Annotated in this window: 21 protein-coding genes and 1 tRNA gene; 6 read left to right on the top strand and 16 right to left on the bottom strand. The window is 60.0% G+C overall.

Features of this window, described 5'->3' with window-relative positions:
* Positions 1 to 103 precede the first annotated feature (103 nt).
* Complete coding sequence (locus SM763_RS13920) at positions 104 to 2539, top strand: Lon protease family protein (RefSeq protein WP_368998895.1); 2436 nt, start codon at positions 104 to 106, stop codon at positions 2537 to 2539.
* A gap of 27 nt (positions 2540 to 2566) precedes the next feature.
* On the opposite strand, the gene SM763_RS13915 is transcribed toward SM763_RS13920, so the two are convergent.
* Positions 2567 to 3004 (bottom strand): hypothetical protein, encoded by a 438-nt coding sequence (locus SM763_RS13915; protein WP_368998894.1) that lies wholly within the window; start codon positions 3002 to 3004, stop codon positions 2567 to 2569.
* Positions 3005 to 3285: 281 nt separating this feature from the next.
* Between SM763_RS13915 and SM763_RS13910 the strand changes: the two genes are divergently transcribed.
* Positions 3286 to 4953: an FAD-binding dehydrogenase gene (locus tag SM763_RS13910; protein ID WP_368998893.1), complete on the top strand. Its 1668-nt coding sequence runs from the start codon at positions 3286 to 3288 to the stop codon at positions 4951 to 4953.
* 9 nt (positions 4954 to 4962) lie between these two features.
* On the opposite strand, the gene SM763_RS13905 is transcribed toward SM763_RS13910, so the two are convergent.
* The 11 genes from SM763_RS13905 to SM763_RS13855 all read right to left on the bottom strand — a co-directional run bounded on the left by SM763_RS13905 (position 4963) and on the right by SM763_RS13855 (position 15594).
* Positions 4963 to 5613 (bottom strand): TetR/AcrR family transcriptional regulator, encoded by a 651-nt coding sequence (locus tag SM763_RS13905; protein WP_368998892.1) that lies wholly within the window; start codon positions 5611 to 5613, stop codon positions 4963 to 4965.
* 1 nt (position 5614) lies between these two features.
* A complete protein-coding gene (locus tag SM763_RS13900) occupies positions 5615 to 6637 on the bottom strand; it encodes a 2-dehydropantoate 2-reductase (protein ID WP_368998992.1) in 1023 nt (340 codons plus the stop codon).
* A 270-nt stretch (positions 6638 to 6907) separates the two neighbouring features.
* Positions 6908 to 7570 (bottom strand): GntR family transcriptional regulator, encoded by a 663-nt coding sequence (locus SM763_RS13895; RefSeq protein WP_065271228.1) that lies wholly within the window; start codon positions 7568 to 7570, stop codon positions 6908 to 6910.
* Between the two features lie 156 nt (positions 7571 to 7726).
* A complete protein-coding gene (locus SM763_RS13890; protein ID WP_368998891.1) occupies positions 7727 to 8890 on the bottom strand; it encodes a M56 family metallopeptidase in 1164 nt (387 codons plus the stop codon).
* The gene (locus tag SM763_RS13885) at positions 8880 to 9275 is read right to left on the bottom strand and encodes a BlaI/MecI/CopY family transcriptional regulator (RefSeq protein ID WP_274829675.1); all 396 of its coding nucleotides are present in this window, start codon (positions 9273 to 9275) and stop codon (positions 8880 to 8882) included. The genes SM763_RS13890 and SM763_RS13885 overlap by 11 nt, the downstream gene beginning before the upstream one ends.
* A gap of 290 nt (positions 9276 to 9565) precedes the next feature.
* A complete protein-coding gene (locus SM763_RS13880; RefSeq protein WP_368998890.1) occupies positions 9566 to 9844 on the bottom strand; it encodes a DUF2160 domain-containing protein in 279 nt (92 codons plus the stop codon).
* 1 nt (position 9845) lies between these two features.
* Positions 9846 to 10643 carry a carbohydrate ABC transporter permease gene (locus SM763_RS13875; RefSeq protein WP_065271225.1) on the bottom strand — a complete coding sequence of 266 codons (798 nt, stop codon included), beginning with the start codon at positions 10641 to 10643 and terminating at the stop codon, positions 9846 to 9848.
* A gap of 12 nt (positions 10644 to 10655) precedes the next feature.
* The gene (locus tag SM763_RS13870; RefSeq protein WP_065271224.1) at positions 10656 to 11519 is read right to left on the bottom strand and encodes a carbohydrate ABC transporter permease; all 864 of its coding nucleotides are present in this window, start codon (positions 11517 to 11519) and stop codon (positions 10656 to 10658) included.
* Positions 11520 to 11525: 6 nt separating this feature from the next.
* A complete protein-coding gene (locus tag SM763_RS13865) occupies positions 11526 to 12599 on the bottom strand; it encodes an ABC transporter ATP-binding protein (RefSeq protein ID WP_368998889.1) in 1074 nt (357 codons plus the stop codon).
* A gap of 9 nt (positions 12600 to 12608) precedes the next feature.
* Positions 12609 to 13685: an ABC transporter ATP-binding protein gene (locus SM763_RS13860; RefSeq protein WP_274829673.1), complete on the bottom strand. Its 1077-nt coding sequence runs from the start codon at positions 13683 to 13685 to the stop codon at positions 12609 to 12611.
* Between the two features lie 175 nt (positions 13686 to 13860).
* Positions 13861 to 15594, bottom strand: a complete 1734-nt coding sequence (locus tag SM763_RS13855; RefSeq protein ID WP_347510308.1) for an ABC transporter substrate-binding protein — start codon at positions 15592 to 15594, stop codon at positions 13861 to 13863.
* A gap of 300 nt (positions 15595 to 15894) precedes the next feature.
* Between SM763_RS13855 and SM763_RS13850 the strand changes: the two genes are divergently transcribed.
* From SM763_RS13850 to SM763_RS13835, 4 genes are all read left to right on the top strand, one after another.
* Positions 15895 to 17037, top strand: a complete 1143-nt coding sequence (locus SM763_RS13850; protein ID WP_368998888.1) for a THUMP domain-containing class I SAM-dependent RNA methyltransferase — start codon at positions 15895 to 15897, stop codon at positions 17035 to 17037.
* 110 nt (positions 17038 to 17147) lie between these two features.
* Positions 17148 to 17540: a carboxymuconolactone decarboxylase family protein gene (locus tag SM763_RS13845; RefSeq protein ID WP_368998887.1), complete on the top strand. Its 393-nt coding sequence runs from the start codon at positions 17148 to 17150 to the stop codon at positions 17538 to 17540.
* A 71-nt stretch (positions 17541 to 17611) separates the two neighbouring features.
* Positions 17612 to 18853: a lytic murein transglycosylase gene (locus SM763_RS13840; protein WP_368998886.1), complete on the top strand. Its 1242-nt coding sequence runs from the start codon at positions 17612 to 17614 to the stop codon at positions 18851 to 18853.
* A gap of 297 nt (positions 18854 to 19150) precedes the next feature.
* Positions 19151 to 19227: transfer RNA gene (locus SM763_RS13835), tRNA-Met, on the top strand.
* A 212-nt stretch (positions 19228 to 19439) separates the two neighbouring features.
* Here the strand turns inward: SM763_RS13835 and SM763_RS13830 are convergent.
* From SM763_RS13830 to SM763_RS13815, 4 genes are read right to left on the bottom strand one after another with little or no spacing between them, the layout of a single operon-like run.
* The gene (locus tag SM763_RS13830; protein ID WP_368998885.1) at positions 19440 to 20213 is read right to left on the bottom strand and encodes an SH3 domain-containing protein; all 774 of its coding nucleotides are present in this window, start codon (positions 20211 to 20213) and stop codon (positions 19440 to 19442) included.
* 16 nt (positions 20214 to 20229) lie between these two features.
* On the bottom strand, positions 20230 to 20601 hold the full coding sequence (gene csgH, locus SM763_RS13825; RefSeq protein ID WP_274832729.1) for a curli-like amyloid fiber formation chaperone CsgH: 372 nt from the start codon (positions 20599 to 20601) through the stop codon (positions 20230 to 20232).
* A gap of 12 nt (positions 20602 to 20613) precedes the next feature.
* Positions 20614 to 21222: a hypothetical protein gene (locus tag SM763_RS13820; protein ID WP_368998884.1), complete on the bottom strand. Its 609-nt coding sequence runs from the start codon at positions 21220 to 21222 to the stop codon at positions 20614 to 20616.
* Positions 21223 to 21279: 57 nt separating this feature from the next.
* Entirely contained in the window at positions 21280 to 21756 is a 477-nt protein-coding gene (locus SM763_RS13815) for a hypothetical protein (RefSeq protein ID WP_368998883.1), read from the bottom strand.
* Between the last annotated feature and the right edge of the window lie 270 nt (positions 21757 to 22026).

Genomic DNA, 22026 nt, shown 5'->3' with positions numbered 1-22026 from the left:
ATCTATCTGCGTTTTCACCTACGGCTTGTGCTTGGGCACTGGCGGGGGGATCGCAAGTATGCCACCTTTCCCACAATCATGCTGAACCAAATCAGGAGCCTGCATGTCTGATACGGCACTGTCGCCCGATGAGCTGAGACGGGTCTGCGATCCGGCCGAGTTCGAGTTTGCAACCACCGCCGATCTTGAGCCGCTTGAAGGGCCGCTGGGGCAGGGCCGGGGAATGGAGGCGATCCGCCTGTCGGCGCAGATGAAACACCGCCGGTTCAATCTTTATGTGCAAGGCCCACGGGGCAGTGGCCGTAAATCCGCCGTGCTGCGCGTGTTGGAGGAAGAGGCCGCCAGCCGCCCCATTCCAAAGGACTGGGTCTATGTGCAAAACTTTGAGGACGCCGATCAGCCCAACGCCATTTGTCTGCCGCGTGGGCAGGGCGTGCGGCTGCGCAACGCGATGGCCCGGTTGCTTGAGGAGTTGGCCAATCATATCCCGGCGCTGCTGGTGTCCGAAGACTACCAGAACAAGCGGATGGCGCTGGAGCAGGATTACAATGCGCGGCGCGAAGAGGCCTTTGATGCGCTGCGTCAGAAGGCCGAAGCCAGGAATGTCGCGATCCTGAGTACGCCGATGGGGTTTTCCCTGGCCGCAAAACGCGACGATGAGATCGTCAAACCGGAGGTGATCGAAAAGCTGCCCGAAGAAGAGCGGATACAGATCCGCGACGCGGTTGCGGAAATTCAGAGCGAGCTGGAGGATTTCCTTCTGGACCAGCCCGAGCTGGAGCGGGAACAGCGCGATGCGTTGACCCGGCTCAATGCGGAAATGGCGCGGATCGCAGTGGATGCCGCCGTCGACAGGGCCTGTCGCGGTTTTGTCGAGATTGACGAGCTAGGTCCGTATTTCACGGCCCTGCGGGATGATCTGGTGGCCCATGCGGATCTGTTCTTGTCACTGGATCTGGGGCGTTCCAAGGCGCCGTTTCCCGCCGGGCTGGCTGCCCTGCGCGAGGATCCGCAGTTTCACCGGTATCATGTCAATGTTGTGGTGACCCATGAGGGAGATGCGGACCGGGCGCCGGTAGTTGAGGAAAGCCTGCCGACGCTGGCCAATCTGACAGGGCAGATCGACTACATGGCGATGCAGGGTGTGCTGGTCACCGATTTTACCCAGATCAAACCGGGGGCATTGCATCGGGCAAACGGGGGCTTTCTGGTGCTGGACGCCCGCCGGGTGCTGGCGGAACCTCTGGCCTGGGATGCGCTGAAGCGCTGTTTGGAAACAGAGGCGGTGCATGTGATCACCCCGGGTGAACGGCTGGGGCTGATTTCGACCACCACGATGAAACCCGAACCGATCCCGCTGGATGTGCGGGTTGTGCTGGTTGGGGATCGTATGCTGCACATGCTGCTGGCGGAATACGATCCGGATTTTGACAAGTTTTTCCGCGTCACCGCTGATTTCGGGCCTGACATGGTGCGCGATGCGGACAGTATTGCGCTGTTTGCCCGCCGGGTTGCGGCGCTGGTGGAGGAAGAGGCGCTGCGCCCGGTGACCGCTGATGGTGTGGCGGCGCTGATCGATGCCGCCTCGCGCGCCTCGGCGGATCAGGAAAAGCTGAGCCTTCGGATCGAGACCTTGTGGGATATCCTGCGTGAAGGCAATCACTACGCCCGCCAGGAGGGCGCTGAGGCCATTTCGGCAAAACATGTGAATGGCGCCATCACTGCTGCCGAAGAACGCCGTCGTCTGATCCGCGACCGGATGCGCGAGATGATCGCGCGGGAGCAGATCCTGATTTCCACCCGGGGCAGTGAGATCGGTCAGATCAACGGGCTGACCGTTTCGGCGCTGGGCGAAGAAAGCTTTGGCGCGCCGGTGCGGATCACCGCCCGCGTTCGCGTAGGGTCCGGACGTGTTGTTGATATTGAGCGCGAGGCCAAGCTGGGCGGTCCGATCCATTCCAAGGCGGTGCTGATCCTCTCTGGCTATCTGGCGGCGCGCTATGTACCGGACGCACCCCTGTCGCTTTGGGCCAGCCTCGTTTTCGAGCAAAGTTATGGCGGCGTCGAAGGCGACAGCGCGTCGTTGGCAGAGCTCTGCGCCCTGATGTCGGCCCTTGCCGAGGTGCCAATCTCACAGTCCTTTGCGGTGACCGGATCGGTGAACCAGATGGGCGATGTCCAACCCATTGGCGGCGTGAATGAGAAGATCGAAGGGTTTTTCGAGGTCTGCCGTACCGAGGGGCTGACAGGCCGTCAGGGGGTTCTGATCCCGCGCAGCAATGTGGAGAACCTCATGTTGAAACCCGAGGTGGTGGAGGCAGTGCGCGCCGGGCAGTTCCAGATCCACGCGGTCAGCCATGTGGATGAGGCCATCGAACAGCTGACCGGCCTGCCTGCCGGGCTGCGTGATCTGCACGGGGCCTTTGAAGACGGGTCGGTCAATGCCAATATCGAGGTCAAACTGCTGGATTTCGCACAGACGCGCGCTGCCATGGGTGGATCATACGAGGCGCCGAACTCTCCGGATCCAGAGGACTGATCCCGGAAGGTCAGGACGCGCTACGCGTCATTTCCATTGCATTTCGGCCCCGGTCAGGGAAATCAGCAACGTATCCTGCGGCATCTGGCCAAGGCCTTCGAACATCTTGATATAATTGAGGTTCGAGTGAATTTCGGCGATCTTGTCGTCCTTAATCCGGAACATCATCTGGCCGTCAAAATCAAAAGGCGGGCGTGTGGGGTGTTTCGTGACAGCTACCGTGAAACAGGTAATTACCCAGTCGCCTAGCTCTTCGAAGACGGAAAAGGACACCTCTGGTGTGCATTCAAGGCGCGCTTTCAGGGCCGAGACGATATCGATGGACCTGAAATCCTTGTCTGCCAGATTGGACACCGAGCCACTCGCCTTTGCACCGGTTGAAAACATCTCGTCCTGTATTTGGTCGTTGTTCCGGTACCAGATTTCCTCGAACCAAAACCGCACCAACTCTGCCTTGCTTCCCACCAGTTATTCACCTGTTTAGAGTTCCCGTTTGGCGGGATTTTATGCCGTGTTTACGACCGCCGTCGAGAGCATGAATACGTCGGTCGCGACCTGTGTCAAAAAGGCCAAAATCGGGCGGGTTGGCTGCCCTGTGGTTATTCTGGGCAGGCGCGGATTGAGCTGCTAGCCTGATCGAGGTCTCGGGTTTCAATCGCAAATGCGGGGCACAGCGGGGCAGGGATCGGGGAATCCGGGTGCAATTGAGGAGTTGCGCAGCCTGCCGCGCGTCGGGAGGGGAAACGATGAAACACGCTGAGCAACAGGCAGATGTCATTATCGTCGGGGCGGGGCTGGCCGGACTGGTGGCCGCCGCCGAACTGGCGGACCGGGGCAAGACGGTCATGATCGTCGATCAGGAACCCGAAGGTTTTCTTGGCGGGCAGGCCTTCTGGTCGCTGGGCGGGCTGATGCTGATCGACAGCCCCGAACAGCGCCGCATGGGGATCCGTGACAGTCGCGAATTGGCCTATTCTGACTGGATGGGCAGCGCCGGTTTCGATCGTGACGAAGACCTCTGGCCGCGCAAATGGGCCGAAAGCTATATCGATTTTGCGGCCGGTGAGATGCGGCCCTGGCTGCATGACATGGGCATGCGCTGGTTTCCCATCGTCGGCTGGGCCGAGCGGGGCGGCTCCTTTGCTTCGGGGCATGGCAATTCGGTGCCACGGTTCCATCTGACCTGGGGCGTGGGTCCCGGCACGCAGGAGCCGTTCGAGCGCCGGGTCAGGGAGCATGAAAAGGCGGGGCGCATCAGCCTGAAGTTCCGCCATCGCTGCTCGCATCTGCTGATGCAGAACGGCGCCTGCACGGGCATCAGCGGCGAGGTTCTTGCCGAAGACACCAGCGCCCGCGGGCAGAAGACCAACCGCGAGGTCATTGACGATTTTGAATTGCGCGCAGCCAGCGTGGTGGTGGCCTCGGGCGGGATCGGTGGCAACCTGGATCTGGTGCGCAAGGCCTGGCCGACGGACCGGCTGGGGGCCGCGCCAATACACATGATCGCAGGCGTTCCCGCCCATGTGGACGGCCGTATGGTCGCGATCACCCAGCAGGCCGGTGGCCATGTGATCAACGCCGACCGCATGTGGCATTACACCGAAGGCGTGAAGAACTGGGATCCGATCTGGCCGAACCATGGCATCCGGATCCTGCCGGGACCGTCCTCAATGTGGTTCGATGCGACCGGCAACCGTTTCGCGCCGCCTGCCGTGCCGGGCTTCGACAGTCTTGGCACGCTGAAGGCCATTCTGGCCACGGGCTATGATTATTCCTGGTTCATCACCACGCAGAAAATCATCAAGAAGGAATTTGCGTTATCCGGATCAGAGCAGAACCCGGACCTTGCCTCCAAAAGCTGGAAACAGGTCCTAAAACAGCGACTTTTGAATAAGAAGGCGACCGCCAACGTGGAAGCCTTCAAGGAGCACGGAGAGGATTTTGTCGTTGCTGACCGGCTGGAGGATCTGATCGCTAAGATGAATGCACTGCAAGGGAACAGCCTGCTGGATGCCGAAAAAATACGGGCCGAAATCACTGCCCGGGACGCGCAGATCGACAACCCGTTCTCAAAAGACGCCCAGATGATGGCGATCCACGCGGCCCGCAATTATCGCGGCGACAGGCTGATGCGCACGGCAAAGCCGCACCGGATCCTGGATCCCGACAACGGTCCGCTGATCGGGGTCCGGCTCAACATAATCACTCGCAAGACGCTGGGCGGTCTTCAGACCGATCTGAATGGGCAACTAGTCGATGCCAATGGCAAGACCATTCCCGGCCTTTTCGCCGCGGGGGAGGTCGCCGGGTTCGGCGGCGGTGGCTATCATGGCTATAACGCGCTCGAGGGCACGTTTCTGGGCGGCTGTATTTTTTCGGGCCGCCAAGTGGGACGGGCGGACAGCATTGCCTGATGACCGGGATCAGTCCTCTAGGTAATTCGCCAGATAGGAATCCAGCAGGGTGAGAAACTCCTGCGCGTAGATATCCGCGTTTTCTGGGTTGGACTGAGCCGCGATCATATCCTCCATGGCGACGGCGATCTGCAGTACCGTCTGGGCCACCACCTTTGGATCGCCCCCATGAAACCCGTCTTGACCGCGTTTCCAGCGCATTTCCATCAGTTCGGTGGTGTATTCACGTTCCCGGTCTCGGGCAGCGACTGCTGGGCGGGCCGAGACGAAATACATCAGCAGCAAACGGTAGTAAGGATTGTTCCGTACGTAGTCTCTCTGGGTAAGGATGATGTGATGCAACCTGTCGCGCCAGCCCGGTCTTGTTTCGGTGTTTTCCAGCGTCTCCAGAACCTTGTCCCGCAGTTCCTGCGCGCTTTTCAGGTAGAGCTCGCGCAAAACCTGATTCACATCGGAGAAATAGCGGTAAATGGAGCTGACCGGGATCCCGGCATGAGTGGCAATCTGTGTGGTCGTGATCGTTTGCACCGGATGATCTGACAAGAGATCGGCCGTAGCGGACAGAATGATGTGGATGCGCTGGACAGCGCGGGCCTGTTTCGGCGTGTTCCGTGTTTTCAGGGGGCCAAAGACCATGGGTGTTTGTGCGGACGGGGTCATCTTACAGTCTCAGCAGTTGGGCCAGGGCGGCTGCCGAATGGCCTTGCTGTGGCGTCGGCGCGGCCTCATGGGCTTTGATCAGATTGAACAGGTCAGTGTTGATGGGCGCCGGGCAGTCGGCAGCTGCGGCCAAGCGCAGGATTTCGCCGGTGATCGCATCGATTTCGGTGGGCCTGCCCGCGGCCAGATCGACGGCCATGGAGGTCATCGACGCCGGATCGAGTTTCTGAAGCCGCAGCAATGTCCTATTGAACAGCGCGTCGGGCAAACGCAGCAACCATTGCACCAGCCGCGGGGAGAGGGGACCGACGGTCTGCCAGGTAACCCCTGCTTCGTCATAGACCCGGAGCGCTTCGCGCAGCGTGGCCGCGTATATCCGGCGGTACCCCGATTGGCAGAGCATGGCATGAAGTGGCAGGCCGCTGAGGGCATTGATCGGATTGATCAGGTTCAACAGCAGCTTGCCGTATTGAATGGGCTTCAGCGCATCCTGCAGCTCTGCCGGGGCGCCGATGGCTGCGATGATCTCGGCAAGGGCAGCGCTGACTGGCGTGCGTTCCAACTTCAGCTGCCCGGCGCTGGACCGATGCAGGTGGTTGCCGGATGCCCAGACTACATTGAAGGGCACCATACCGGCGATGACCGGATGAGCGGGAAGGGCGGCACGCAGCTGCTCCACCGCGGACACTCCGTTCAGCAGGCAGAGGATCGGCGTTCCTTCGGCGGTATAGGCGCGGATCTCTTCGATCGCCCGCTCCAGCCCGATGGATTTGAGCGTCAGCACGATAAGATCGGCCTCTGACAAGGCCTCGGGGCTGTCGTGCAGGTCCAGAAGCGACAGGTCAGTGTCCGCCGCCGTGCCGCCGGTCAGTCGCAGCGGTCCGGCACCGATCTGCGCCCAAGTGGCGGCCCGTCCGATCAGGCCTATACGCCCGCCCGCCGCCTGCACGGCCGCTGCCCAATGCGCACCGAGGAAACACCCGATCGCTCCGGCGCCCAGAAAGACAACTCTGCGGGGTGTCACGTTCAATCGAGCGTTCTCCAGACCGAGGCCAGGTCAGACAGTGGAAGAATGAGTGAATAGCGCGCTCTGCCCCCTGACGCGCCGTGCGGCAGTTCTACAATCATTCACCGTTCCGCGGAAATATTTTCCCGTTTTGCGGTAAAATATCGGTTCATAGGCTGATGTGATGCTGCACAAACGCCCTACTTGCCGAGGTTCAGAGCAATTTCAGGGCACTGCGGAGGCCATGACTGTCGGTAAACTTTGGACAGTTCATTGGTGTGCTGGGCGTCAGCGCAGGTTGGCGATGTTTTCCACCAGCGAAGTGCAGGCATCTGCGATATGCGCCCGGGTCAGTTCCGCAGCGAGGGCAGCATCGCCGGTACTGCAGGCCTCAAGAATGGCAAGGTGTTCTTCATGGGCGCGCTGCATGCCGTTGGATAGCACCAGCTGCGCGCGCAAATATCTGTCGACCCGGTCCATGGCATTGTCGATCACATCGAGATGATATTGCAGGCCGCTAGCCGCGTAGAGCTGCGAATGGAAATCCCGGTTCAGCTGGCCCCAGGTCAGGGGATCGTCCGATGCGGAAAACGCTTCCAGACACTGGCGGGCCTGCTCCAGGACCTCTGGCGTCATCTGCGGGACCGCGCGGCGGATCACTTCAGGTTCGATCAGCGCCCGCAGATCAAAAATCTCCTGTGCCTCTTCCGGGGAAAGGCCAGACACAACCGCGCCCTTGTACCGCTGGGTCTTGACCAGTCCCTGTTCCTCAAGCCGCGAGATTGCCTCGCGGACGGGGATCCGGCTGGTGTTGAACAGCCCGGCGATTTCATCCTGCCGCAGCGGTTCGCCCTCTTTCAGGTCACCTTCGATGATGGCCTTGCGCAGGGCTTCGAAAACGATCGACGAGGCCGAGGCGGTTTTCGAGATATCGACGGGGTTCAGCTTCATTCGGTTTGGCTCCTCCTGAAGCCTTGATAGGATCTTTTGCGGGTTCTGCAAAGGTTTGGCCGAAATTATCCGCTGCAGACCCAAGACAGGTCGCGCGCGGAAATCGCTTGCAGAGGCAAGCAGGGAGGAAAGGCGGTGGAGGGACGTGCCTGCCTTTTATGGGCGGTCCGTGCCAAAACCAGCGGTTGTGAAGCTGCCAGTCAGGGCGGCGGAGGCGGTCTGCGGAGTGGTGGCCGCGCGGCTAGCCATGCGCTCAAGGTTCACGATGGTCGAGAGCATGATCCGATCATGGCTCCAGTCGGCGGGGCGTTGCAGCAACAGGGCGGTTGTCATCACCGCGGCGACCATCAGGCCCGAGATGATGGCCCAGCCCAGCGGGTTGGCGTCTGCGCTCTGATCGGCAGTCACGGCGAGCAGGCGGCGTTCCAGCGCTGATGCGCCACGACCTGTTTCGCGGCGATCGACCAGGGCCACCGCAGGGCTGCGGCGGGCAAACAGTACCGGGTCCTTGGCCGCATGGGCGCAGGCGCGGATCAGGCATTCGCAATAGGCACGCAGATCGAAATGAGGCCGTGCCATCATCGCCTGATCGCAGGCAAATTCACGCAGCAGCCGCACTTCGCGGCGCCACAGGTAGAAGGCGGGATTCCAGAACAGCAGCGGTCGCAGCGCATCGAGGAGAAATTCGCATTCGATGTCGCGCTGCCGGAAGTGCTGCAATTCATGCGCGACGGTCAGGCGCAGATCCTGCGGATCCTCCAGCAGGGCGGTCGGCAGAACCACGTAGCGCGTAAAAAGACTGCGGGTGGAATAGGCGACGCGGGCCTCATCAGACAACAGCACCCGCACGCTGCCGATGCGTTTCCAGGTAAAGGCCTGCCGCAGGCTGCTCCGCAGGCGCAGGACCGACACCGCCAATTGCGCCGTGCAGAAGGCCGCGCCAGCTGCCAGAGCGGCCAGCGTCGCCTGTGCCCAGAGAGGTCGATCGCTGGTCAGGGTGCGAACCAGATCCTCGCGCAGGCCCAGAAGATCCTCGAACCGGGTTGCGCTCATCCCGACATGACCCTGCAGATATTGCGCAACCAGAAGGTCCGACAGGTTGGGTGGATGGGCAAAGACCAGGCTGGTCAGGGCCAATACCAGCAGCGGAGACAGTGCGAGCAGCAGCGTCACCGTGTTCAGCAGCTGCAATTGCGGACGGTAGGTTGAGCCGAAAGCACTGCGGGACAGCAGTTTTCGCGCGACCAGCCAGAGCGCCGCGCCCGCAAACAGCAGCAGGTTCAGATCAAGATAGGCATTCAGTAGAGCATCAGGTTGCATTGTCCCCCAGCCTTTCCTCCAGAAGCGCTCTCATCTCTTCGAGCATTTCGTCGGTCACGTCCTCATCATCGACAAGCCGGGCAACAAGGGCGGCCGGGGCTCCGTTGAAGAGTTTGCTCGAAAGGTTTTTCAGAGATGTTTTCTGGTACTCTGCCTTGGGAACAGCGGGGCGGTAGACCAGCGACCGGTCAGCCCGTTCACTGGTAAGAAAACCCTTCTGCTCCATGATTTTCAGGACCGTTGCGACCGAGGTATAGGCGCGTTCCTGCACTTTGTTCAGCTCGGCCAGAATATCGCGCACGGTGCCGCCGCCGGTTTCCCAGACCACGGTCATGAACTCCAGTTCCACTTCGGTGAGGAGCGATTTGTCCTGTTTCTTTCGCATGCGCGCAGTTGCCTGATCCATTTTGGTCTTCCGCTTATGCTAGGGGAAAGGGGGAGGGGTTGAAAACTATTTTTTTAGCAGAGGCCAGGCGCGCAGATTTCTGGTTGCCAGGGCTCGTAGGGCAGAGACCTCTTTGCACCAGCAAAAAAAGGCCCGATTCGCTTAGAAGGCCTTGAGGGGCAGATCTGCCTCTCAAGGCCGTTTTCAAGGGTATTGAAGGCGTGCGCGTCAAGGACAAGCCGCCTTTGGCGGGGCCTTCGGCCTCCTTGACCCGCCGGGTGGGGCTGCCCTCACACCTTCCAGAAGCAGAAGACACCCCAGGCGATGGACAGGCCGAGCGGGATCCAGAGGGGCATGCCGATCAGACCGAGCCAGGCAAGAAAGATATAGGCGGTGCCCAGAAGGCTGATGAACAGCCGGTCGCCGCGAGTGGTTTCGAGCCCCAGGACCCCCTTGCGCAGGTCGCCGCCGGGGTGGCGGATCTCCAGTGCGATGAGAATGCCGATTGCAGAAAAGATACCGATAAAGACCAGCGCTGTCGGCCAGGTCCAGGCCATCCAGGATAGCATGTCAAACCCTCCCCATCGCAAAACCCTTTGCGATGTAGTTGCGGACGAACCAAATCACGATGGCGCCCGGAATGATTGTCAATGTGCCCGCAGCCGCCAGAAGGCCCAGCTCATAGCCGGCGCTGGAGGCGGTTTTGGTCATGGTGGCGGCGATGGGTTTGGCCGCCACGGCTGTCAGGGTTTTGGCCAGCAGCAGCTCCACCCAGGAGAACATGAAGCAGAAGAAGGCAGCAACGCCGACCCCGGCCTTGATCGATGGGATGAAGATCACGGCAAAGAACCGCGGGAAGGAATAGCCATCCACATAGGCGGTCTCGTCGAGTTCCTTAGGAATGCCGCCCATGAAACCTTCGAGGATCCAGACTGCGAGCGGGATGTTGAACAGGCAGTGCGCCAGCGCCACCGCCAGATGGGTGTCGAACAGCCCGACGGCCGAATATAGCTGGAAAAAGGGCAGGGCAAAGACCGCCGCAGGGGCCATCCGGTTGGTGAGCAGCCAGAAGAACAGCTGCTTGTCACCCAGAAAGCGGTAGCGGCTGAAGGCATAGGCGGCCGGCAGGGCCACCGCGACTGAAATCACCGTGTTGATCGTCACGTAGAGGATCGAGTTGATATAACCCCAGTACCAGGTCGGATCGGTGAAGATGACCTTGTAATTCTCCAGCGTGAAGGTCTGCGGAAAGAGCGAGAATCCCGCGAGGATTTCATTGGTTGTCTTGAAGCTCATCGCCACCAGCCAGTAGATCGGCAGCATGAGGAACAGGATATAGACGATGGGGACGATGGAACGTTTCTGCATCTGATCCCTCCCTTAATTCTGATCGTCTTTGGTCATCAGGGTGTAAAACAGCCAGCTGACCAGAAGCGTGATTGCAAAGTAGATGAGCGACATCGCGGCGGCAGGGCCGAGGTCGAACTGACCCAGCGCGATTTTCACCAGATCGATCGACAGGAGCGTGGTGGAGTTGCCGGGGCCACCGCCGGTCAGAACGAAAGGCTCGGTGTAGATGTTGAAGCTGTCCATGAACCTGAGCAGGATCGCGATGGTCAGGACGGTTTTCATCTTGGGCAGCTGGATGAACCGGAACACCGCCCAGTTAGAGGCACCGTCGATCTTGGCTGCCTGATAATAGGCATCGGGGATTGAGACGAGACCCGCATAGGACAGAAGCACCACCAGCGAGGTCCAGTGCCAGACGTCCATGGTGACGATGGTCACCCAGGCCGCGACCGGATCCTGCGTCATGTCGTAGTTGATGCCGAGCGTGTGGTTCAGGAAATAGCCCAGAAGGCCGATATCGGGGAGGGTGAAGATGTTCCACATCGCGCCCACCACGTTCCAGGGGATCAGCATCGGCAGCGCCATCAGCACGAGGCAGACCGGCACCCAGAACCCTTTGCGTGGCATCGACAGCGCAATCGCGATGCCCAAGGGCACCTCGATGATCAGGATCAGGAAGGTGAAGAGGAACTGACGCCCCAGCGCCGCGTGGAACCGGTCGGAGCGCAGGATCTGTTCGAACCAGTCGAGCCCCTGCCAGAAAAAGACGTTGTCGCCGAAGGTCTCCTGCACCGAGTAGTTGACGACGGTCATCATTGGGATGAGCGCGTTGAAGGCCACCAGCAACAGGACCGGCAGCACAAAGAACCATGCTTTTTGGTTTTCGGTTTTCATTTGCTGTTACTCCGGGTCTGTGGCGAGCCAGCCGTCCACGTAAAGGCGGGTCTGGTCTTGGCGGAAGGCGAGGTGGGTTTCATCGCCTTTGTGCGGGGCGGCGCCTTCCTCGATCACGGCGTTGACCTTGTGGCCAAGGCAGTTGCATTCGACCACCGTGTGGCGGCCGATGTCGGACACCTTGGTGACGGTGGCGGGCAGGCCGCTGTCTGAGAGCGAGACGAACTCCGGGCGGATGCCGATCTCGGTCTTGCCATTAGGGGTGCCGCGCACGGGGCCTTCGAGGGCGACTGGCTGGCCTTCGATCTTTGCCTCTCCGTCAAAGGTGCAGGGCAGGATGTTCATGCCCGGCGAGCCGATGAAATGGCCGACAAACGTATGCGCGGGGCGTTCGAACAGCTCAACCGGCGTGCCGATCTGCACCACTTCGCCAAGCTGCATCACCACCACCTGATCGGCAAAGGTCAGTGCCTCGGTCTGGTCGTGGGTGACGTAGATCATCGTCGCCTTCACGCGCTGGTGCAGCTCTTTCAGCTTGGAGCGCAGCTTCCACTTCAGGTGCGGATCGATCACGGTGAGCGGTTCATCGAACATCACCACGTTCACGTCCTCGCGCACCAGGCCACGGCCCATCGAGATCTTCTGCTTGTTGTCAGGTGACAACCCTGCGGCCTTCTGATTCAGCATCTCGGTGACTTCCAGCATCTCGGCAATCGCCACGACGCGTTCGCGTACGATGGCCTCGTCCCGGCCACGATTGCGCAGCGGGAAGGCGAGGTTGTCGTAAACGGTCATCGTGTCGTAGATCACCGGGAACTGGAACACCTGCGCGATATTGCGCTGGTCGGGGGGCAGTTTGGTGACGTCCTGGCCATCAAACAGGATCTGACCTTCGGAAGGCACCAGAAGCCCTGATATGATGTTCAGCAGGGTGGATTTGCCACAACCCGAGGGACCAAGCAGCGCATAGGCGCCGCCGTCGGACCAGTCGAGATCAATTTCCTTCAGGGCGTAGTCGGACGCGGAGGTCGGCGCCGGAAGGTAGCTGTGGCGTAGTTTTGAAAGGGTAATTTTTGCCATAGTCTTGCCTCACGCCACGCGGGAGCCATCGGGTGCAAAGAAATAGCACGCGGATGGATCCATATAGAAATCATGCATTTCACCGACCTGGTAGGGGTGAACCCCGGCCGAAAGGGAGACCCAGCTGCCCTGAGTGCTGCCAAGGCCCAGATCGAAATGGGCGCTGCTTTCGGAGCCCGAAAGCTCGGTCACCTGCACGCGTCCGGCGATGCGGACCGTGGCCTGCGTGGTGGCGACGGGCAGCACGTGATAGGGGCGGATCGCGACGGTATAGGTGCCATCCGCCAGATCTGCGGCGGCGCCCTCCAGAACCCAGGTCACATCCGGGGTCAGCCGGGCCATGTTGCCCTGTTTGGTGATTTCGGCGGTGTTGATCGGCGGATCCGAGAACACCCGGGCCGCGGCCACGTTTTGCGGGTCGCGGTAGATCTCTGCGGTGGGGCCGAACTGGGTAACGCGGCCATCGCGCATCAGCGCGGTCTTACCGCCCAGTAGCAACGCCTCTTCGGGTTCCGAGGTGGCATAGACTACAACGGCACCACGTCCAGCGAAAAGCTCTGGTAGCTGGTCGCGCAGTTCTTCGCGCAGTTTGTAATCGAGGTTCGCCAGCGGTTCGTCCAGGAACACCGCCTGGCTTTCCTTGGCAATCGCGCGGGCAAGGGCGCAGCGTTGCTGCTGTCCGCCAGAGAGCTCATGCGGGCGCCGGTGCAGCATCGGGCGCAACTGCAGGATATCCGCGGCGTCTTCTACCCGACCTTCGATTTCGGATTTTGCCATGCCTGCGACCTTCAAGGGGGAGGCGATGTTTTCAAAAACCGTCATGTGCGGGTAGTTGATAAAGAATTGGTGCACCAGGCTGATGTTGCGTTTCTGGGTGTTGAGGCGGGTCACGTCCCGGCCTTCCATCCACACGCTGCCGCTGGCAATCGGGTCCAGCCCGGCCATCAGTTTGATCAATGAGGTCTTGCCCGAGCCGGTGGCGCCCAGAAGGACGTTGAAGTGACCGCTCTCCAGTATCAGAGACGTGTCTTTTATGTGCTCAATCGCGCCGACGCGCTTGACCACGTTTTTAAGTTCAAGAGCCATCTTGGTTGGTCTTTCCGGAGAATGGGCCCGCTTGCGCTGCGCCGCTGCGGGCGTCGGCGAGAGAGCCAAAGCGCGATCCGCGCTTCCGTGGGGTTTGCAAATGCCCCGAAGCAGGACATGGGCCGCTTCGGGGTGGGTCGGCCGGGCGGAGAGCCGCCCGGCGGGGAGGGAGCCCTTAGTTCTTGGCCCAGCGGGCAACCAGCTCGTCATAGTTGACGGTCTGGCCCTGAGGCTTCTCGTTCTCCAGCTTCGGCTTGGCGCCGCCATTGGCGTACCACCATTCCGCGTCCTTCTCTTCGTTCAGGCGCGGACCACAGCCGCCGTAGATGTTGGCCTGCTCGTCAGCGCGCTGCATCCGGCTCATGGTGATGTCCATTTCCTGAGCAAGACGATCCATCGCTTCCTGCGGCGTGAAGGCGCCGGAGTTTACGTCACCGATCTGCTGCCACCAGATCTGGGCCAGCTTGGGATAGTCCGGAACGTTCACACCGGTCGGCGACCATGCCACGCGGTCGGGCGAACGATAGAATTCCACCAGACCACCGAGTTTCTCGGCACGTTCAGAGAAGCTCTGGTGGTTGACCGAGCTGTCGCGGATGAAGGTGAGACCCACGTGGGATTTCTTCACGTCCACGGTTTTCGACACCACGAACTGAGCGTAGAGCCATGCAGCCTGCGCGCGGTCCAGCGGAGTGGAGTTGAGGAAGGTCCAGGAACCCACGTCTTGATAGCCGACCTTCTGGCCTTCTTCCCAGTAGGGGCCATGCGGAGAGGGTGCCATGCGCCACAGCGGGGTGCCGCTGTCGTCGACGGTGTTGTTGCCTTCGGACTTCGGCTTCACCATGTCTGCGGTGAAGGCGGTGTACCAGAAGATCTGCTGTGCCACGTTGCCTTGGGCCAGGGCGGGCAGGGACTGGTAGAAGTCATAAGACGCCGCACCCGGAGGCGCGTATTTGCGCAGCCATTCGTCCCATTTGCGGATCGCATAGACCGCAGCCGGGCCGTTCGCGGCACCACCGCGGGTGACGCTGGCGCCAACCGGGTTACAGGTGCCCGCTTCCATGCGGATGCCCCATTCGTCGATCGGCACACCGTTCGGCTCACCTTTGGAGCCTGCGCCCGCCATCGACAGCCAGGCGTCGGTCATCCGCCAGCCAAGGTCAGGCGCGCGTTTGCCGTAGTCCATGTGGCCGTAGATATCGACGCCATCGATGTTCTTCACATCTTCCGAGAAGAATTCGGCGATGTCTTCATAAGCGGACCAGTTAACCGGAACGCCCAGATCGTAGCCGTATTTCTCTTTGAAGGCCGCTTGCAGGTCTTCACGGTCGAACCAGTCTTTGCGGAACCAGTAGAGGTTCGCGAACTGTTGGTCGGGCAGCTGGTACAGATCGCCATCGGGACCGGTGGTGAACTGGGTGCCCATGAAGTCGTCGAGGTCGAGACCGGGGTTGGTCACAGCCTTGAAATCGCCTTCCATCATGTCGCTGAGGTTATAAGCAAGCTGCAGACGCGAGTGGGTGCCGATCAGGTCGGAATCGTTGACGTAGGCGTCATAGAGGTTCCGCTTGGTCTGCATTTGGGTCTGAACCGCCTGAACGACTTCGCCCTCACCAAGGATCTGGTGGTTCACCTTGATGCCGGTGATTTCTTCAAAGGCTTTTGTCAGAACTTCCGATTCATAGCTGTGCGTGGGGATACCCTCGGACAGCACGTTGATTTCCATGCCCTTGTAAGGCTCTGCCGCCTGAATAAACCACTGCATCTCGGACAGTTGTTCTTCCTTGGACAGGGCCGATGGCTGGAATTCTTCATCAATCCATTTCTTGGCAGCTGCCTCGTCGGCATATGCTGCTTGGCCCGCAACCACGGCGCAAACCGCTGCTGCGGACAAAAGATACTTCCGCATCTTTCTCCTCCCTAAAGTCAGTAAGGCCAGATGTGCGTTGCTCGCACCTGACTGCTACAGGAGTTTCATAGGGTGCGGCGGATTGTCAAACTAAAAAATTAGTAATGATGTAAGTCTCTGACAATGTTGTGATTAAAGTTGATCTGAGGATATCTGTTTGCAATGCGGGCGCAGCGAAAACCCGCTGCCGCACCGCAGCATCAACCGGATTGGTGGTTCGTGTTGTGGGGATGGCGAGGGCGCTGGGAGAATCGCGTTTTCCCGTCGCGGTGTTCTGAGTTTCCGGCTAAGGAAGGTGCCATGACAGATGAATCCACATTCGAGATCTTTCTGACCGCGGCGCCGGGGCTTGAACAGGCCCTCCTGGCCGAGGCGCGCGAGCTGCAATTTTCCGATCCCCGGGCTGTACCCGGCGGTGTCACGGTGCAGGGCGGCTGGCCCGAGGTCTGGCGCGCCAACCTGTACCTGCGCGGCGCGGCGCGCGTGCTGGCGCGGATCGGTGCTTTCCGGGCCTTCCACCTTGCGCAACTGGACAAACGCGCCCGGAAATTTCCGTGGGCGGATGTACTGCGCGCGGATGTTCCGATCCGCGTCGAGGTGGCGACCAACAAGAAGTCAAAAATCTACCACGCAGGCGCTGCCGCCCAGCGGATCGAACGGGCCCTGTCCGAAGAACTGGGCGCCACGATCATTCCGCCCAATGCCAGTGATGAGATGAGCGGCGCAGGCGTGACGCTGAAATGCCGGATTGAGGACAACCTGTGCCAGTTCAGCGTCGATACTTCGGGCGAGGGGCTTCACAAGCGTGGCCACAAATCGGCCGTGGGCAAGGCGCCGATGCGGGAAAATCTGGCGGCGCTGTTTCTGCGCGAATGCGGGTTCGACGGAAGCCAGGCAGTAGTGGACCCGATGTGCGGCTCCGGCACCTTCGTGATCGAGGCCGCCGAGATCGCCATGGGGCTGGCGCCCGGGCGCAGCCGCAGCTTTGCCTTTGAGCAACTTGCGACATTTGATGCGGATGCTTTTGCCGCGATGAAAGCCGCAGTCGTTTCGCAGGAGACCCCGGTGCGGTTCTACGGATCCGACCGGAATGCGGGCGCGGTGGAGATGGCCACTGCCAATGCCGCCCGTGCGGGTGTTGCAGGCTGCACGTCCTTTTCGCAGGCTGCGGTAAGCGATCTGATGCCGCCCGAGGGGGCGCCAGGGCTGGTGATCGTGAACCCGCCTTATGGGGCGCGGATCGGCAACAAGAAACTGCTCTTCGCACTCTACGGCGCGCTGGGGCAGGTCCTGAAAGAGCGTTTTTCCGGCTGGCAGGTGGGTATCGTGACCAGCGAAACCGGTCTGGCAAAGGCGACCCAACTGCCCTTTTTGCCCTTCGGGGCACCGGTCGCACATGGCGGGTTGAAGATCCGTCTGTTCCGGACTGCTCCGCTGCCCTGATCCATCGTTCTGATGTGACAATGCTGGCCATACTGCTGAGATCAGTGGCATCTTGGCTGCGCCGGGCTATCTGAACCCGGCGCCAAATCCTGCATTCACGGAGCCGCAGCATGAGCACATTTGACGAAGATCTGTTTCTCAAGGGGCTTGAGCAGCGCCGCGCCACCCTTGGGCCGGAATATGTAGATGCCAATCTAGCTGCTGCGGATGATTTCAGCCGCCCCTTTCAGGAGGCGATGACCGCCTGGTGCTGGGGGTTCGGCTGGGGCGATGATGTCATCGATGCCAAGACCCGGTCGATGATGAACCTTTCCATGATCGGCGCGCTGGGCAAGATGCAGGAGTGGGAAACTCACTGCAAAGGGGCGCTGAACAATGGTGTCACACAGGATGAACTACGGGCGATTATTCATGTGATCGGGATTTATTGCGGTGTGCCGCAGGCGCTGGAGTGCTTCCGGGTGGCCCGGCGGGTTCTGGCCGAGGCTAACGCGGAGAGCTGAGGCTCAGCCCTTGTCATGGGGCCCGTGATCGGGTGGGATCAGTAGGATGTTTGTTTCCCGGAAGGTCCCTCATGGTTTTGCGAGCTCTGGTTGTTATTTTTCTGCTGCTGGGCGGCCTCGGCTCAGCCTTGGCCCAGGACCACGCCGCCATTGAGCGCCAGTTCCAGACCTGGTTGCGGCAGGAGGTCTGGCCGCAGGCTCGGCAGGCGGGTGTCTCGCGTCGCACGTTCAAGGCCGCTTTTGACGGCGTGACACTGAACTGGAAGCTGCCCGATCTGGTGCCCCCTGGCGCCCCGGCCAAGACGCCGAAAACGCAGCGGCAGGCCGAGTTCGGCAAACCTGGGAAATACTTCGGGCGTGGCACGGTTGATGGCGCCACGGCGACCGGGCGCCAGATGGCCCGGCGCCACAAGGCAAGTCTGACAAGGGTCGAACAGGAGACCGGCGTGCCCGGGCGGATCATCCTCGCGATCTGGGGGCGGGAAAGCGCCTATGGGCGGGCGGCCATTCCGCATGACGCCTTTCAGGTCCTCGCCACCAAGGGGTTCATGAGCACGCGCGCGGACTATTTCTCGGCCGAGTTGATCGCGGCGCTGCAGATCGCGGAGGCAGGTCACGTGTCCGCCCATGCAATGAAGAGCAGCTGGGCTGGCGCCCTTGGCCAGCCGCAGTTCATGCCCACGAACTTTCTGCAACATGCCGTAGACGGCGACGGCGACGGCCGCGCGGATATCTGGGGGTCAGAGGCCGACACCATCGCCTCAATCGGGATCTATCTGAAGCGGCATGGCTGGCAAACTGGGCGCGACTGGGGGTTTGAGGTTTCGGTTCCGGGCAGCGTCTCTTGCACGCTGGAAGGCCCGGATCAGGGCCGCCTTATTTCTGATTGGGAGGCCATGGGGATCACCCGAGTCTCCGGGCGTCCCTTTCCTGAACATGAACGCGGTCAGCAGGGGTATCTGTTGATGCCTGCCGGGCGATACGGACCCGCCTTCGTGGTGACGCCAAATTTCTACGTCCTGAAAGATTACAACATGAGCGATCTATACGCCCTGTTCGTGGGGCATGTGGGGGACCGCATCCAGTTCGGTGTCGGTGACTTTCACGCCCGCTGGGGCAGTGTCGGGGGGCTGCTGCGGTCGGATGTGGCTGCCATGCAGCGTATGCTCATAGGGCAGGGGCATGATGTTGGCGGCGCCGATGGGCTGGCCGGTTACAAGACACGCCGCTCAATCGGGCGCTGGCAGGAGGCCACGGGGCAGCCCCCGACTTGTTTCCCCGATCCTGCGATGAAGGCGGCGCTTGCGCGGTGACTGCGCCGTTGCTCGGCGCAGCATGTGATTCTGAGAAACGCGGCGATAGCGCGGGTTTCGCTTCGCAGCGGGTGAGGTAGGAGAGGAGGCGTCCAGTCAGCCTAACGCTCGGGTGCCAAGGCTGCGATGTGTTTCACAGTGCCTGTCTTTGTGGTAATTTTGTTTGATGGTTTAAGGTGCTGTAAATATTGTAAAATTTTAAAACGGTGCATTTTTTTGTGCAGAAAATCCTGCACAGCCGATTTTCCTGCTTGACCCCACCGGCCCCATTCCGTAAATCGCCTCCACACAGCGAGTGGCGGAGTAGCTCAGCTGGTTAGAGCAGCGGAATCATAATCCGCGTGTCGGGGGTTCAAGTCCCTCCTCCGCTACCAAAAACTTCTGCAACGCAAACCACGTTTGCCGCCGTTAGAAGAAAAAACACCCGAAAGCGACATATAGTGCCTGACGCCCGGATTTGATGTTCTGGACGCGTTGTGTTTTGATACCTGCAGTTTGGCGCCTCTGGCGGCGTGCGGAGCAGTGCTGCGAGGCTGCAGAGGGGCGACCGCATCCTTCTGAGAACACGGTCGCTTGTCTTTAGCTATTATTCTGCTTCACAGCCGTTGACGAAGGTCGCGACAGGCCATTTCTCCTGGCGCAGTGCGGTCTTGCTGACCCAGCCGCTGGCTTCTCCGAAGCGGGCTCGGCACCAGATACCGTCCGAGGCTACAGTGCAGTAATTCACCTTGAGGCATGCGCCCTGCGGCAGTGTACCCACGATCCGCGCATCCCGTCTGGGCTGATCGCGGACATTCAGGTTGACCAGAAGGCCCAGAGAGGCAACGACACCCCCATCTTCGCTCATGACAGGGGCTGCCAGATCGGAACGTTCTGCGCAGTCGCTTGTGTAGCCAAGGTAAATGCAACGGTGTTGGCGCACAGCCTGGCTGAAGGCGGCCTGATAGGCGTCGCCGTTCGGTCGTTCTACAATCAGGCTGACAAAAGAATCGGACAGATCGCCTGTGACACGGGATTGGTTGCCGCCCAACCGAGCAACAACAACATCCTGCTGAGCATAGAGGACAAGCTGGTTCTGCTCGATGTCCCAGGCTGAAACGCTGTTCAACGGCACAACGCAGTTTTGGCTATTGGCGACGGGGCGCAACTGAGACTCCTCAACTACCCCGTGGAGTTCCACCTTGTTTTCCAGGCTGAGCGAACACGGTGTGGAACTGGTCGAGAATGCGGTGTCGAAGACCACCCAGTTCCCGGAAAAAGCTTCAAGCAGCTGTTCTTTAGTTTGAGCAGACGACGGGGGCGCAATCAGCGTTACAAGCGCGGCAAGCGCACCCAGAGAAAGCGATTTGAGCATTACCATTCCTGTTCCTTGGAAATTATGGTCCGAATGTGGACACCGCGGTGGCGATTTCGGCTCCGTCTTGCGTTACGGATAACTCGACCGAGAGCTTGCCGCCGGGCTGTATCGAAAGGGTCGTCTTGCCTATGACATGACGTTCCCCACGGTGTATTCCGATTGCACGGCTTTGTGTCAGGTTGGAGGTTCCGCCAGAGTCGGATTTGACGATTGTCAGAGCAGCCTGCACCTCACCCTCGTCCAGTCCGATCACGCGACCTTCGATTTCCACACCTTGAGCGGTGGGAATGATCGAAATCTCAGCTGCAGCGGATTGCGCTGTGGCGGTGGATGTTCCCGCGGACATCAAAACGGTGCAGGCAAGTCCAAGGGTCGAAAGCAGTCGACGCATGGCGCAGCCAGCCTAGCGCGTCTGCGTGATCAGAACAGTTCCGCCGTTTGAAATGACGGTTGGCCCCGCTCCATTCACCGCTGACAGTCCATTACCAACCTGCGTGTAGGTGACATTTGTCGAATCACCCGCTACAGACAGGCTGAAACTGTTCTGATTGCCGGTCTGAACCAAGGTGCCGGAATTGTTGGAGCCGGACACATTGACATTGCCATCGTTGCCATTGCCGGTCTGCAGAAGGCCCGCGGAGTTATTGATGCCGGTCACGGAGATCTCACCGGTATTCCTGGAGCCGGTTTGGGACAACACGATGGAGGCCAATTCGCCGCCAAAGATGGTCGCGGAATTGCCAAATGGTGATCCGGTTAAGGCATTGTTTTGACTGAAGTAAACAGTTGCGCCTTCGCCTTCTAGAATGATCTCGCCGCTGTTGTAGGTGCCATACTGGCTGGCAGGTGACAGCCCGTCTGGAGCACCGGCGACGAGCGAATTCGTTGCGTCACTTTGGTCAATAAATAGCTCGTTGCCCGCGCTCGTGCCGTCGCCCTGCTCAAGATAAACAACGTTTCCACTGCCAGCAGCAGCCATGGAGGTCAGTGAAAGCGCCACGACGACCGTCATAGGGGTAATATCAAGTAAACGTATCAAAGCAAAAACTCCCCAAAAGTTAACAATACGTTACCATGATGATTGGGAGATCGCTACACTATTTCCGTTTCCATGCTGATGAAACACGGCCACATTTGCATGTCCGGTTTGCATGACGAGCGCTGTGTTGCCGGTGCCGGTTATCTGACCAAAGGCCCGGTTATTGGAACCATTCTGCGCAATGGCGAAAAGGTTGTCTGATCCGAGGACAGACAGGTCGATTTGATTGCCGAAGCCTGTTTGCGACAATACGCCCGGCTGAATAGTTGCGGCGGCAAATGCGGGAAGCGCGGGCCAGCTTTGTCCAAATCCGCCGTTGTCATTTCCTGAGATGATCAGGGTTATCGTATTTTCTGGCTCGATGAGGACCTCCAGGGTATTGGCCGGTTCTGTACTGAGTGAAACGACATTGTCCTGAGCTGCTGCCGTTTCGGTGCTGAGGCCCAGCGAGAAAGCTGTCAGGCAAATGAAGTGCGCAACCAGAGGTAGTTTGAACGGTGTCTTCATTGCATATCCTCCTGTGACGGCGAGGCCTTCGGTCAGCGACCTGGGGCAGGCACAGGAAAGGATAGAATAAGGGCGAGTTTGAGGCGGGCTATAGGCGCTTGAAGGAGACTTTTGGGATGTTTTTATCTTAAATTTAAACAAATTATTACGTAAGCGCCGTCTCAACCCCACATTGCTGCTAATGGCTTCGGCTGCGATGTGATCTCCATCTCATGATGGGGAGTGCGTTTCGCAATGTGCGCTACAAATTCGTTTCTCAAATCTCTGGGC

Origin of the sequence: Pseudophaeobacter sp. C1-32P7 (assembly GCF_041008775.1) — a bacterium.
Lineage (GTDB): Bacteria > Pseudomonadota > Alphaproteobacteria > Rhodobacterales > Rhodobacteraceae > Phycobacter > Phycobacter gallaeciensis_A.
The sequence above is the reverse complement of the archived record's forward strand: the minus strand, read 5'-3'. Positions and strand labels throughout refer to the sequence as shown.